Source organism: Mycolicibacterium confluentis (assembly GCF_010729895.1).
Taxonomy (GTDB): Bacteria; Actinomycetota; Actinomycetes; order Mycobacteriales; family Mycobacteriaceae; genus Mycobacterium; species Mycobacterium confluentis.
In genome coordinates, this window is sequence record NZ_AP022612.1 from 4,558,342 (window position 1) to 4,571,640 (window position 13,299).

The window sequence follows — 13,299 nt, forward strand, 5'->3', positions numbered from 1 at the left end:
CCTCAGTGCCGCTCGGCGGCCTGCGCCAGAACGTAGGTCTTATCCGGGCAGTAGAAATTGATGGCCGCCCCCAGGAACTGCCACGACTGCTCGGTCGTGCTGCCCTTGTTCAGTTGATCGGAGACGAACTTCGCAGACGCGAACGCATCAGCGTCCACGCCGCGGTTCAACCGCTTGCACATGATCTTGCCGATCCAGGCGTTGTAATCCTTCTGGCCGTAGATCCCGTACACGTGAAGCTGATTCGTGAAGTCGGTGTCGGGGTCAGCCTGCGCCGGCGCGGCCGTCACCAGCGCGGCAAGCGCAGCGACCCCGGCGATCACGATGCGTTTCACTTCTGAGCCTCCTGCAGTTCGGGGTTGGGCCACGGAGCCGGCACTGGGCGCTGGCGCACCATCTGCGGCCACCAGAACCACTTGCCGAGCAGCGCCGCGATCGACGGCATCATGAACGAGCGCACCACCAGCGTGTCGAACAGCAGACCCAGCGCGATGGTCGTGCCGACCTGCCCGATCACGATCAGCTCGCTGACCGCCATCGAGGCCATGGTGAAGGCGAACACCAAACCCGCCGAGGTCACCACCGACCCGGTGCCACCCATGGACCGGATGATGCCGGTGTTCAACCCGGCGTGGATCTCCTCCTTGAACCTCGCCACCAACAGCAGGTTGTAGTCGGCGCCCACGGCCATCAGGATGATCACTGACATGGCCAGCACCATCCAGTGCAGTTCGATGCCGATGATGTGCTGCCAGATCAACACCGACAGACCGAACGAGGCGCCCAAGGACATGACCACGGTGCCGACGATGACCGCCGCGGCCACGATCGCGCGCGTGATGATCAACATGATGATGAAGATCAGGCACATCGCCGCGATTCCGGCGATCAGCAGGTCGTAGTTGGCACCCTCCTGCATGTCCTTGAACGTCGCCGCGGTGCCACCGAGGTAGATCTTGGACCCCTCCAACGGCGTTCCCTTGAGCGCTTCCTTCGCGGCGAGCTTGATGGCATCGATGTGCTTGATGCCCTCGGGGCTCATCGGGTCACCCTCGTGGCTGATGATGAACCGCACCGCGTGCCCGTCCGGGGACAGGAACATCTTCATGCCGCGCTTGAAGTCCGGATTGTCAAACGTCTCCGGCGGCAGGTAGAAGGAGTCGTCGTTCTTGGCCGCGTCGAAGGCCTGGCCCATGGCAGTCGAGTTCTCCTGCATGGCCGACATCTGGTCCTGCATGCCCTTCTGCGTCTGATACATCGTCAGCATGTAGGTCTTCATGTTCTTCATGGTCTCGATCATCGAAGGCATGAGCGCGACCATCTGCGGCATCAGCTCGTCCAGACGCTCCATGTCCGGCATCAACTGCTGGATGTCGTCGGTCATGACGTCGATGCCGTCAATGGTGTCGAAGATCGACCGCATGGACGAGCACACCGGGATGTTGTAGCAGTGCGGTTCCCAGTAGAAGTAGTTGCGGATCGGTCGCAGGAAATCGTCGAAATTCGCGATGTTGTCCCGCATTTCGGCCACGTCCAGCGTCATGTTCTTCATCTTGGTGACCATGCTGTGCGTGGTGTCGGCCATCTGCACGGTGATGCTGGACATCTTCTCCATCGTGTCGATGGTGCTCTGCATGTCATCGGCCTGCTTGAGCATGTTGGCCATCATGTCCTGCTGGTACTTCTCGTTCATGCGCTGCGTGGTGCCCTGCATGCTGATCTGGAACGGGATCGAGGTGTGCTCGATCGGCGAGCCCTGCGGACGCGTGATCGCCTGCACCCGACTGATTCCCGGCACCTGCACCACCGACTTGGCGATCTTCTCGATGACCAGGAAGTCGGCCGAGTTGCGCAGATCGTGATCGCTTTCGATCATCAGCAGCTCGGGGTTCATCCGGGCCTGCGAAAAGTGCCGGTCCGCTGCCGCGTAGCCCTCGTTGGCGGGCAGGTCGGCGGGCAGGTAGTTGCGGTCGTTGTAGTTGGTCATGTAGCCCGGCAGGGTCAACAGACCGATCAGCGCCAGCGCGATGGTCGCCACCAGGATCGGACCGGGCCACCGCACGACGGCCGCACCGACCTTGCGCCACCCACGGGTACGGAGCGCGCGCTTGGGCTCAAGAATCTTGCCGAACCGCGTCGCGATGGCGACGACAGCCGAACCGAGCGTGATTCCGCAGAGCACCACGACCGTCATACCGACGGCAAGCGGGACACCCAGAGACTGGAAGTACGGCAGGCGCGTGAAGTGCAGGCAGGCCGTCGCGCCGGCGATCGTCATGCCCGAGCCGAGGATGACGTGCGCCGTGCCGTGGAACATCGTGTAGTAGGCGGACTCTTTGTCCTCACCCGCCGCGCGGGCCTCCTGGTATCGCCCGAACAGGAAGATGCAGTAGTCGGTCGCGGCCGCAATCGCCAGCGTGACAAGGAGATCGGTGGCGAATGTCGACAGGCCGATGATCTCGTACCAGCCCAGGAACGCGACCACCCCGCGGGCCGCAGCCAACGACAACACGACCGTGACGAGGGTCAGGAGGACCGTGACGATCGAACGGTAGACCAGCAGCAGCATCACGATGATGACGACGAACGTCAGAGCCTCGATCACCTTGATACTGCGCTCGCTGGCGATGTTCTGATCCGCCGTCAACGCCGCCGGTCCGGTCACGTAGGCCTTGACGCCCGCTGGGGGCTCGACGCCGTCAACGATGTCCTGGACGGCTTCCACCGACTCGTTGGCCAGGGACTCGCCCTGATTGCCCGCGGTGTAGATCTGGACGTAGGCGGCCTTGCCGTCGGGGCTCTGGGCCCCGCTCGCGGTCAGCGGATCGCCCCAGAAGTCCTGGACGTGCTCGACGTGCTTGGTGTCGGCCTCAAGCTTGGCCATCAGGTCGTCGTAGAACTGGTGCGCTTCCTCGCCCAGGGGGTCCTCCCCCTCGAGCACGATCATCACCGAACTGTTCGACGTGAACTCTTCGAAGACCTTGCCGACCCGCTGCATCGCGATCACCGACGGGGCGTCGTCGGGACTCATCGACACCGAGCGGGCCTTGCCGACCTCCGTAAGCTGCGGCACGGCGGTGTTGAGCACCGCGATCAGGGCCACCCAGCCCACCACGATCGGGATCGCGAGCGTGCGGACCCACTTGGCGATGCCCGAGTGTCGCGGGTTCGCGGCGGGGAGCGCGTCGGTGGGGGTGTCGCTCAGATGTCGGCTCATGCGGATTTCACCAGGCAATAGGTCTGAGCGTTGACGCCGGAGACGGTGCGTTCGTCCTTCACCTCGTCGTCGACGGTGATGCGGCACGTGATGGTGCTGCTGTCACCCTGGGCGACGATGTTCGGGAACACCGACGGCGCGGTGGACTCGAGCACCAGCGTCCAGGGCAGGCCGGCGCCGTCCACGCGCTGCGGCTCGGCGTCGAGGTCGAGATAGTTCACGTCGGCGTAGCTGCCGTCACCCCAGATCTCGTACTTGACGACCTTGGGGTTGAACGGTTCGGTGTCCTCGACCGGCGCGGCCGAGAGGCCGCTGCCGTCATCGGCGCCGAAGAACGTGCGGATCCGCGACACTGTCATGCCGCCGATCAGCATCACGATGACGATAACGAGGGGCAACCAAACCTTCTTGAGCACCTTCATGCCGTCACCTCGACACCGGATCCGGACAGCATGGACGCCCGACAGCCCCAACTCCACCTTGCCATTCGGCTAACTATAAAGATGGCATAGGTCTAAGCAAACTGATATGGATGCTGAAGTTCGTGATCTCGGGCACAATCAGCATGCGCGGTCGACCGAAAGGCGTTTGACATGGCGAAACCGGTGGCCCAACGGGGCTCTGCGAGGGCACGTGTCATCGATGCTGCGCTTCGTCTCTTCGCCGAGCACGGCGTGCACGCGACCTCGCTGCAGATGATCGCCGACGATCTCGGCGTCACCAAGGCCGCGGTGTACTACCAGTTCCACTCCAAGGACGACATCGTGGTCGCCGTCGTCCAACCAATCTTCAACGATCTGTCCCGGGTCGTCAGGATCGCGGCGACCATGCCGACCGCGGTGTCGGCCCGCGACGCTCTGATCAGCGGCCTGATCGACACCTCGATCGCGCATCGTCACGTCATGGCGGTCTTCTCCGACGATCCTGTCGTGCACGCCCTGGTCAAGGAACACCCCGAGTTCTCCGACGTCACCGAGGCCCTCGCGGACATGGTCACCGGTGAACACCGGGACGTCGTCAATCGGGTCACCGGTTCGATGATCATCACCGGCATCTTCGGCACCAGCACCGATCCTCGATTGGCCGACGTCGACGACGACCAGATGCGCACGGTGCTCTCACACTGCAGCCAGCAGCTGCTGAAGCTGTGCGCCGCTGAGGTCTGAGCCCCGGCAGCTTCCCCTCGGAGGTTTCGGCTCACCGACTCGGGGTTACACACCCCGCGTGAGCTTCGACCTGCGGCCCACGATCGCGCAACATGACCTGGCCCGGCGCACGCACGACTTCGCCGAGCAGGTCATCCGTCCCGTCGCGCAGGAGTACGACCAGCGCCAGGAGTTCCCCTGGCCGGTGCTCGAGGAGGCCGCCGAGCAGGGCTTCTACAGTCCGCTGTTCTACCGCGATCTGATCGGTGATCCGACCGGCCTGTCGCTGCCGATGTTCATGGAAGAGCTGTTCTGGGGCTGCGCCGGAATCGGCCTGGCAATCGTGATGCCCGCACTCGCACTCTCGGCGATCGGCCAGGCCGCCTCGCCCGAGCAGATGCTGACCTGGGCCCCGGAATGCTTCGGCACCCCAGGAGATCTCAAGCTCGCGGCCCTGGCGATCTCTGAACCCGAGGGCGGCAGCGACGTCCGCAACCTGCGCACCCTCGCCCGTCGTGACGGCTCCGACTGGGTGATCGACGGCCGGAAGATGTGGATCGGCAACGGCGGCATCGCCAACGTGCATGTGGTCAACGCCGTGGTCGACGAGGAACTCGGCCACCGCGGTCAGGCGCTGTTCGTCGTGCCGGGCGGAACCCCCGGACTCACACTGGTGCGCAAGCTCGACAAGCTGGGATGCCGGGCCTCGCACACCGCCGAACTCGAGTTCGACCAGGTTCGCATCCCGGGCGACCACCTGCTCGGCGGAGACGAGAAACTCCAGCACAAGCTCGCCAAGGCACGCGAGGTGGTCGAAGGTGGCCAGCGCTCGGGCTCCGCCGCCCTCGGAACGTTCGAGCAGACCCGGCCCATGGTTGCCGCCCAGGCGCTCGGAATCGCCCGTGCCGCACTGGAGTACATGACCACCTATGCCAACGAGCGCGAAGCCTTCGGCGCGCCCATCATCGACAACCAGGGCATCTCGTTCCCGATCGCGGATCTGGCCACCCGGATCGACGCGGCCCGCCTGTTGACCTGGCGCGCCTCCTGGATGGCCGCCACGGGTGTCCCGTTCGACCGCGGCGAGGGTTCGATGTCGAAGCTGGCGGCCAGCGAGGTCGCGGTCGCGGCCACCGAACGCGCCATCCAGACCCTCGGCGGCTGGGGCTACATCACCGACCACCCCGTCGAGAAGTGGTACCGAGATGCCAAGCTCTACACCATCTTCGAAGGAACCAGCGAGATCCAGCGCATGGTGATCTCCCGGGCCCTCGGCGCCGCGGACGGCGGTCCGCCCCTGCACGTCGAACTCGAGCCGTCGGGCGGTCCTCTCAACCGCTGGTTCGGTCGGGGTACGCCACTGCGGGGACGCGCGGCCGACCGGATGTTGTCGGCCAAGGATGCGGTGCCGGAGCCCGTCATGCGGGTCGCGATGAAATTCCTGGCGCCGCCTCGTAAGTGAACCGTACGATCGGCTGCCATGGCCCGAAGCCACCACTATGAACTCGATGTCACCTGGACCGGCAACACCGGGTCGGGAACCAGCGGATACCGCGACTTCCAGCGCGCGCACGAGGTGAGTGCCGCAGGCAAACCCGCGCTGCTGGGCTCGTCCGATCCCGCGTTTCGGGGCGATCCCGGTCGATGGAATCCCGAGGAGCTGCTGGTCGCGTCGCTGTCGCAGTGCCACATGCTCTGGTATCTCGCCCTGTGCGCCCAGAACGGCGTGGTGGTCACCGACTACCGCGACCACGCCACCGGCACCATGGACGAAGGTTCCGACGGCGGCGGCGCCTTCTCCCGCGTCACGCTGCACCCGCAGGTGCGGATCGCCGACGAGACGCAGACCGCGAAAGCCGTCGCGATCCACGAACAGGCCCATCACCTGTGCTTCATCGCCAACTCGGTGAACTTCGACGTCCTCTGTGAGCCAACGGTTCTCGGACCCCAGGGCGGTTCGGACGACGGCTGAGTCCAGGCGGGCCTCACGCTGCCGTGGCGCCGCCTCATCCCTTCGGGCGGTTGTCGATCAGACGTTTCGCCTTGCCCTCGGACCGGTCCACCGCGAAGGGTTCGACCACGTCCACCGCCACGCGTACGCCGATCCGGTCCTTGACACGGTCGGCCAGGGTTTCGGCCGCTTCGCTGCATTGGTCCGGTGTCACACCGGACCGGCCCTCCACCCGCACGGTGAGCGTGTCCAACCGTCCGTCGCGATCCAGAACACATTGGAAATGCGGTGCCAGAGTGTCGATCCCCAGGACCAATTCCTCGATCTGAGTGGGAAACAGGTTGACGCCGCGCAGGATCATCATGTCGTCGCAGCGGCCTGTGACCCTGCGCATCCGGCGCATGCTGCGGGCGGTGCCGGGAAGCAGCGCGCTGAGATCGCGGGTCCGGTAGCGGATCATCGGCAGGGCCTGTTTGGTCAGCGAGGTGAACACCAACTCACCTTCGGATCCGTCGGGCAGCACCTGCCCGGACTCCGGGTCGATGATCTCGGGATAGAAGTGGTCTTCCCAGATATGCAGACCGTCTTTGGATTCCACGCATTCCTGGGCCACCCCGGGGCCGATCACCTCCGACAGCCCGTAGATGTCGACGGCGTCGATGCCGAGTTTGCCCTCAAGCTCGTCACGCATCTGTTCGGTCCAGGGCTCGGCCCCGAAGACACCTGTGCGCAGTGAGGTGGTGCGCGGATCCATTCCGGCGCGTTCCATCGCATCGAGCAGAGTCAGCATGTAGGAAGGCGTGACCATGATGGCGTCGGGCTCGAAGTCGGCGATCAGCTGCAGCTGGCGCTCCGTCATTCCGCCGGAGACGGGTATCACCGTGCACCCGATGCGCTCCGCACCGTAGTGGGCGCCCAGCCCGCCGGTGAACAGCCCGTACCCATAGGCGATGTGGACCTTGTCGGTGGACCGCACGCCGGCAGCCCGCAGGCAGCGCGCCACCAGGTTCGCCCAGGTCTCGATGTCCGCGGCGGTGTAACCCACCACTGTCGGGCGCCCGGTGGTGCCCGATGAGGCGTGCACCCGAACGACGTCCGACTGCGGCACGGCGAACATTCCGAAGGGGTAGTTGTCGCGCAGATCGGACTTCGTGGTGAACGGGAACAGGGCCAGGTCCGTGAGGTCCTTCAGATCGCTGGGGTGCACCCCTGCGGCATCGAACGCCTGTCGGTAATGGGTCACATTGTCATAGGCGTGCTGCAGCGACCACTTCAGCCGCCGCAACTGCAGCGCGGATATCTCGTCACGCGACGCGGTCTCGATGGGTTCCACGTCATCGGGTGAGCGCTGCACGCGCTGGCCCGCGGGACGATCGACGATCTCAGTCATGGCGTACTCCGGTGGTGGCAGGGATCTTCAGGCGTCGAAATCGACGGTCAGTGACTCGGTGAGCGGGTAGGACTGGCAGGTCAGCACGAAACCAGCGTCGACTTCGCCGGATTCGAGGGCGTAATTTCGGCGCATGTCCACCGCGCCGTCGGTGACCTTGGCACGGCAGGTGCCGCACACACCGCCCTTGCACGCGAAAGGCAGATCATCGCGAAAGCGCTGGGCGCCATCGAGTATCGCGATGTCACGGGGAACGACGATGGTGCTCTCGGCGCCCTCGAGAACGACGGTGACGTCGCTGCGCGGTCCGCTCTCGGCGCTGGGAGCCTGCTCGACCGGCGAGGGTGCCGCGTCGTCGACGAAGAACAGCTCGCGGTGAACGCGGTCGGTGTCGAATCCCAGTTCGCCGAGTACCTGTGAGGCGCCGGTCACCATCCCCAGCGGACCGCACAGCCACGCGTGGTCGACGCTGTGCACCCCGACCAACTGCTCCAGCAGGGACCGGATCCGGGCCGGATCGAGCCGCCCGCTGAAGAGATCGGCCGTGCGTGCCTCTCGGGAGAGAACGTGGATCAGTTGGAGTCTGGAGCAGTGCGCGTCCTTGAGATCGGCGAGTTCGTCGGCGAACATCACGGTGGCAGACCGTCGGTTGCCGTAGATGAGCGTGACCCGGGAATCCGGATGCGCCAGTGCCGATGCCGCGATGGACAGCACGGGGGTGATCCCCGACCCCGCGGCGATGAGCAGATGGTGAGCCGCGGTCTGCGGGTCGGCGGCGAAGTGTCCCGACGGCGGTTGCAACTCGATCTCATCACCCGCGGACAGTTCGTGCACCAACCAACCGGAGAACACACCGCCGGGCACCTCGCGGACCCCGATCCGCAGGGCCGACCCGACCGGTGCGCAGATCGAGTAGGAGCGCCGTTGTTCGACGCCATCGATCATCCGCCGTACCGTCACGGATTGACCTGGCGCGAAGTGGAATTCATCCGCGTATCGCGCCGGCACGGCGAAGGTGATCGCGGCCGCGTCATCACATAGCCGCTGCACGTCTGCGACGAGCACCTTGCGGAACGGCCGGTTTCGCGCATGGTGAACCGTTGCGGACACGGACAGTTCGGCGGTGGTCATGTCAGTGTTCCTTGATTCGGTTGAACGGCTCGCCGCAGCGTGTGCAGCGATACGTCGACGTGCAGGGGGTCGGGCCGAACTCGGAGGTCTGCTCGGTCTCGAAGGAGTCGCACTGCGGGCACTGCACCCTCGGACGACGAGGGATCAGGGTCAGCGGGACGGGCCCCGACGGCTGCGGCCGTACCGGGTCGGCCGGGGCGATGCCGTGGCGCCTGAGTTTGCGCCAGCCCGTATCGGTGATCCAGTCCGAACTCCAGGCCGGTGCCAATGACGTCTGCACCTGCACTCGATCGAAACCGGCTGCGGTAAGTGCATGTTCGAGGTCGGCACGCATGGTGGCCATCGCCGGGCAGCCCGAATAGGTGGGCGTGATTGTGACGATGACGGTGCCGTCGGCATCCTGGCGAACCTCCCGGAGTACCCCGAGGTCGAGCAGTGTCAGCATCGGCATCTCGGGGTCGGGGACGGTGGCCGCGATGCCGAAAGCGCGGGACGGGACATCGGTGCTGATGGTCGACATCACCACGCCCCAGCGGGATGTGCCCGGGCCACGGACTGCATCTCGGCCAGCAGGTGGCTCAACGCCTCGGTGTGGACGCCGTCCCGGCCGGACCTGCCGGCGACCAACGCGGCTGGCCGCCAGGCCGGCACCGACAGCTTCGCGGCACGCAGAACCTGACCGATCACGCCGTCGAACTCGTCGCGCAGGCTGGACGAGTCCACGGCGACTCCCGCCAGTCGCGCCTCGACGGGGTGCGGGAGGAACAGTTCATCGACGAATGGCCACACCGACGCGACCGCGTTCTCGATCCTGCGGCGCGACTCCGCGGTGCCGCAGGCCAGCGTGACGAACCAGCGCGCGGCGTAATCGCGGTGATAGGTCAGCTCTTTGACCCCTTTGGCCGCGACGGCCGCCAGCACGGGATCGGCGGATTCCCGAAGCCGGTTCATCGCGGCCAGGCGGTGGGTGCACCACAGCAGGAGCCGCGTGATGCTGTGGGCGAAGTCGCCGTTGGGCAACTCGACCAGTCGCACGCAGCGAAACAGCGAGACGTCCCGGAAGAAGGCCAACGCGTCCTCGGCCGGCGCGGGTGCACCTTCCGGCAGGACGGGAACGACGGCCGGGTCGGCGGCGGCGGCCCGCGCCAGCAGCAGCCTGGCCTGGCCAAGCAGGTCGAGGCCGATGTTGGCCAGCGCGACCTCCTCCTCGAGTTCGGGCGCCCTGGTGCACCACTGCGTCAGCCGCTGCGCACTGATCAACGCGTCGTCCCCGAGCATCAGGCAGTAGGTCGCCAGATCGGCGCCGTCGACGCCACCGGGCAGCGTGGTGTCGACACCGGCCAGCGGATCGTCGAACCCGGTCCCGAATGCCCACTGGTCGGCCGGGTCGGCGTCGACGAGCCCGGCGTATGCGGAGTCGTGGTCGTTCATCGTGATCGGTCCTGCCTGCTCACATGTGGGGGACGTGGTCGGGGATGGCGTAGAAGGTGGGATGCCTGTACACCTTGTCGCCGCTGGGCGCGAAGTACGGATCCTTCTCAGCCGGGCTGGAGGCGACGATGTCGACCGACCGTACGACCCAGAGGCTGACACCCTCGTTGCGTCGGGTGTAGACGTCCCGGGCGTGCCGCAACGCCATCTCGTCGTCGGCCGCGTGCAGCGACCCGACGTGGACGTGGTTGAGACCGCGCCGGCCCCGGACGAACACCTCGTACAGCGGCCACTCCGCGGCCGCACCAGTTCCTGTGTTGACGTGGGTCATGCGGGCTCCCCCTCCGATTCCCGATGTGTGGCGGCGAAGGCCGCGGCGGCCTCCCGAACCCACCGGCCGTCCTCGTGGGCCTGCCTGCGGGTGGCGATGCGCTCGGTATTGCACGGCCCGTAACCCGCTATAACGGAAAAGAATTCATCCCAGTCGGGGGCACCGAAGTCGTGCGCCCCCCGGTCCTCGTTCCAGTGCAGCTGCGGGTCAGGCAGCCTCACACCCAACGCTTGGGCCTGCGGGACGGTCATGTCGACGAAACGTTGTCGCAGCTCATCGTTGGTGTGGCGTTTGATCCCCCAGTCCATGGACTGTGCTGTGTTGGGTGAGTTGTCGTCCGGCGGCCCGAACATCATCAGTGCCGGCCACCACCACCGGTCGACGGCGTCCTGGACCATGTCGCGTTGACCGTCGCTCCCGGACATCATCGTCATCAGCATTTCGTAGCCCTGCCGCTGATGAAACGATTCCTCCTTGCACACCCGGATCATCGCCCGGCCGTACGGACCGTAGGAGCTGCGGCACAACGGCACCTGATTGCAGATCGCCGCACCGTCGACCAGCCAGCCGATCACGCCGACATCGGCGAAGGTCAACGTCGGGTAGTTGAAGATCGAGGAGTACTTCTGCCTGCCGTCAATCAGTTTCGCGGTCAGCTCCGCGCGATCGGCACCGAGGGTCTCCGCCGCCGAGTACAGATACAGGCCGTGACCGGCTTCGTCCTGCACCTTGGCCAGCAGGATCGCCTTGCGGCGCAGGGACGGCGCACGGGTCAGCCAGTTGCCCTCGGGTTGCATGCCGATGATCTCCGAGTGCGCGTGCTGGGCGATCTGGCGGATCAACGTCGCGCGGTAGCCGTCGGGCATCCAGTCCCGCGGTTCGATGCGCAGCCCCTCTGCGATGAGCGCGTCGAACTGATCGACCCGCCCGGCATCGGTCTGGTCGTCGGCCTGAACTGCCGTGTCGCTCATGGAAACCTCCTCAAAAGATGTCGAGTTCGCGGTGGCGGGCGATCAGTGACCGACGAAGACCGGCTTGGCCTTGGCCAGGAAGGCCGCTACCGCGGCGCTGTGGTCGACGGATCCACCGAGGCGCTGCTGGGCCTGCGCTTCCCGTTCCAAGACGTCTCGCAGCGGCGCGGCGGCGTTGTCTCGCAGCAGTGCCTTGACCGACTGGAACGCGGCGGTGGGACCGTTCGCAAGACGGCTGGCCACGCTGGTGGCGACATCCACGACGGAATCGTCGTCAACCACCTGGTGCACCAATCCCCACTCCTGCGCGGTGCCGGCGTCGATGGTGTCCCCGAGCAGGAACATCGCGGTGGCGCGGCTGGCACCGATGGCCCGCGGCAGCGAGGCCGACAACGCGGAGTCCGCGGCCAGCCCGATGCCGGTGAACGCCGTGGCGAATCTGGCCCCGGAGCCGGCGATTCGGATGTCGGCCGCCAGCGCCAATCCCAGACCGGCGCCCACGCAGGCTCCGTTGATCGCCACGACCACGGGCACCTCGAGCGCGGCCAGCGCCGTCATGACCGGGTTGTAGTGCTCGCGGACGGTGTCCATGGCGTGCGCCGGGTCTGCCCGCAGCGCCTCGACGTGTTCGGCGAGATCCTGACCCACGCAGAAGTTGCGCCCGGTGGCCGTGATGACGACGGCGCGCGCATCGTTCTCCGCCTGCAACTCCGACAAGACCTGCAGCAGTCCGTTTTTCATGGCGCAGTCGAGCGCGTTGGACGCCGCTGGCCGATCAAGGGTGACGGTGGCCACGCCCGCGTGCAGGGTGTGGCCGACCGTGGCTGCGCCGGTCCGGTTCATGGTTTCTCCTCGGGGGACGTTGGGACAGTTGGCCAGCGGTGGAAACCGCGCCCGGTCTTTCGGCCGAGGTCGCCGGCGGCGACCTTGTCGCGCAGCAGCTGCGGGGGCTCGAAGCGCGGCCCCAGAGTTGCGTGCAGATGCTCGGCGATGGCCAATCGCACGTCGAGCCCGACGAGATCCGTGGAACGCAGCGGCCCCATCGGGTGGCGATAGCCCAGCTCCATCGCGCGATCGATGGATTCGGCGTCGGCGACGCCGTCCTCCAGCATGCGAACAGCCTCCAACCCCAGGGTCACCCCGAGTCGGCTGGTCGCGAATCCGGGCGAATCTCGAACCACCACATGGGATTTCCCCAGTGCGCCGACCCAACCCAGCGCGGCGTGCACTACCTCCTCGGCCGTCTCCGGCGCGCGGACGAGTTCGACCAGATCGGACACCGGCACCGGATTGAAGAAGTGCATCCCGATAAACCGCGCGGGATGCTGCAGGGCCGCGGCGAGTTCGGTGATGGGCAGCGAACTGGTGTTGGAGGCCAGCACTGCGGTGGGTGCGACCACCCGCTCTGCGGCCGTCAGCACATCGAGCTTGGCACTGATGAACTCGGGCACCGCCTCGACCACGAGTCCGGAATCAGCGGCCAACTCGGCGATCGCGCAGACCGTGCTCACCCGCGACAGCACCCGATCGGCCGATTCGCCCAGCGTGTCCCTTTCGGCGGCGCGGCGCAGGCCGGCGCCCACCCGCCGCAGGGCGGCCTCGGCGGCCACCGGATCGGTCTCGACGATGGTCACGCCCGCGCCCGCGGCCGCGAAGACCTGCGCGATGCCGGCGCCCATCCGGCCGCCGCCGACCACCGAAACCGTGGCGGGAACTGGACCGGGCACGGCGT

General features: G+C 66.4%; 14 protein-coding genes. 3 read left to right on the forward strand and 11 right to left on the reverse strand.

The genetic code is table 11. The features are described 5' to 3' along the window. Nucleotides 1-2 precede the first annotated feature (2 nt). The 3 genes from G6N34_RS21620 to G6N34_RS21630 are packed head-to-tail and all read right to left on the reverse strand — an operon-like array spanning nt 3 to nt 3,639. Nucleotides 3-335: a DUF732 domain-containing protein gene (locus G6N34_RS21620; protein ID WP_085151806.1), complete on the reverse strand. Its 333-nt coding sequence runs from the start codon at nt 333-335 to the stop codon at nt 3-5. Beyond that, nucleotides 332-3,217 (reverse strand): MMPL/RND family transporter, encoded by a 2,886-nt coding sequence (locus G6N34_RS21625; protein WP_085151807.1) that lies wholly within the window; start codon nt 3,215-3,217, stop codon nt 332-334. Before G6N34_RS21625 ends, G6N34_RS21620 begins: the two co-directional genes overlap by 4 nt. Then, nucleotides 3,214-3,639, reverse strand: coding sequence for an MmpS family transport accessory protein (locus G6N34_RS21630; protein ID WP_085151808.1), 426 nt, complete (start codon nt 3,637-3,639; stop codon nt 3,214-3,216). The genes G6N34_RS21625 and G6N34_RS21630 overlap by 4 nt, the downstream gene beginning before the upstream one ends. A gap of 171 nt (nt 3,640-3,810) precedes the next feature. Here G6N34_RS21630 and G6N34_RS21635 point away from each other — a divergent pair, with 171 nt between their 5' ends. The 3 genes from G6N34_RS21635 to G6N34_RS21645 are packed head-to-tail and all read left to right on the forward strand — an operon-like array spanning nt 3,811 to nt 6,334. Next, complete coding sequence (locus G6N34_RS21635) at nt 3,811-4,383, forward strand: TetR/AcrR family transcriptional regulator (RefSeq protein WP_085151809.1); 573 nt, start codon at nt 3,811-3,813, stop codon at nt 4,381-4,383. A gap of 58 nt (nt 4,384-4,441) precedes the next feature. Continuing rightward, nucleotides 4,442-5,824: an acyl-CoA dehydrogenase family protein gene (locus G6N34_RS21640; protein WP_085151810.1), complete on the forward strand. Its 1,383-nt coding sequence runs from the start codon at nt 4,442-4,444 to the stop codon at nt 5,822-5,824. Between the two features lie 18 nt (nt 5,825-5,842). Then, nucleotides 5,843-6,334 (forward strand): OsmC family protein, encoded by a 492-nt coding sequence (locus tag G6N34_RS21645; protein ID WP_085151811.1) that lies wholly within the window; start codon nt 5,843-5,845, stop codon nt 6,332-6,334. Between the two features lie 34 nt (nt 6,335-6,368). Here the strand turns inward: G6N34_RS21645 and paaK are convergent, their stop codons facing one another. Genes paaK through G6N34_RS21685 form a run of 8 tightly spaced genes read right to left on the reverse strand, consistent with a single transcriptional unit; the run spans nt 6,369 to nt 13,294 of the window. After that, nucleotides 6,369-7,703 (reverse strand): phenylacetate--CoA ligase PaaK, encoded by a 1,335-nt coding sequence (gene paaK / locus G6N34_RS21650; protein ID WP_085151812.1) that lies wholly within the window; start codon nt 7,701-7,703, stop codon nt 6,369-6,371. A gap of 27 nt (nt 7,704-7,730) precedes the next feature. Then, nucleotides 7,731-8,834, reverse strand: a complete 1,104-nt coding sequence (paaE, locus tag G6N34_RS21655) for a 1,2-phenylacetyl-CoA epoxidase subunit PaaE (RefSeq protein ID WP_085151813.1) — start codon at nt 8,832-8,834, stop codon at nt 7,731-7,733. A 1-nt stretch (nt 8,835) separates the two neighbouring features. Further along, the gene (gene paaD / locus G6N34_RS21660) at nt 8,836-9,354 is read right to left on the reverse strand and encodes a 1,2-phenylacetyl-CoA epoxidase subunit PaaD (protein WP_109788479.1); all 519 of its coding nucleotides are present in this window, start codon (nt 9,352-9,354) and stop codon (nt 8,836-8,838) included. Next, a complete protein-coding gene (paaC, locus tag G6N34_RS21665) occupies nt 9,354-10,265 on the reverse strand; it encodes a 1,2-phenylacetyl-CoA epoxidase subunit PaaC (RefSeq protein WP_085151814.1) in 912 nt (303 codons plus the stop codon). Before paaC ends, paaD begins: the two co-directional genes overlap by 1 nt. A gap of 19 nt (nt 10,266-10,284) precedes the next feature. Continuing rightward, nucleotides 10,285-10,596, reverse strand: coding sequence for a 1,2-phenylacetyl-CoA epoxidase subunit PaaB (paaB, locus tag G6N34_RS21670; protein WP_085151815.1), 312 nt, complete (start codon nt 10,594-10,596; stop codon nt 10,285-10,287). After that, nucleotides 10,593-11,567: a 1,2-phenylacetyl-CoA epoxidase subunit PaaA gene (gene paaA, locus G6N34_RS21675; RefSeq protein WP_085151816.1), complete on the reverse strand. Its 975-nt coding sequence runs from the start codon at nt 11,565-11,567 to the stop codon at nt 10,593-10,595. The genes paaB and paaA overlap by 4 nt, the downstream gene beginning before the upstream one ends. A gap of 42 nt (nt 11,568-11,609) precedes the next feature. After that, complete coding sequence (locus G6N34_RS21680; RefSeq protein WP_085151817.1) at nt 11,610-12,410, reverse strand: enoyl-CoA hydratase/isomerase family protein; 801 nt, start codon at nt 12,408-12,410, stop codon at nt 11,610-11,612. Next, a complete protein-coding gene (locus G6N34_RS21685) occupies nt 12,407-13,294 on the reverse strand; it encodes a 3-hydroxyacyl-CoA dehydrogenase family protein (protein WP_197746694.1) in 888 nt (295 codons plus the stop codon). Before G6N34_RS21685 ends, G6N34_RS21680 begins: the two co-directional genes overlap by 4 nt. Nucleotides 13,295-13,299 lie beyond the last annotated feature (5 nt).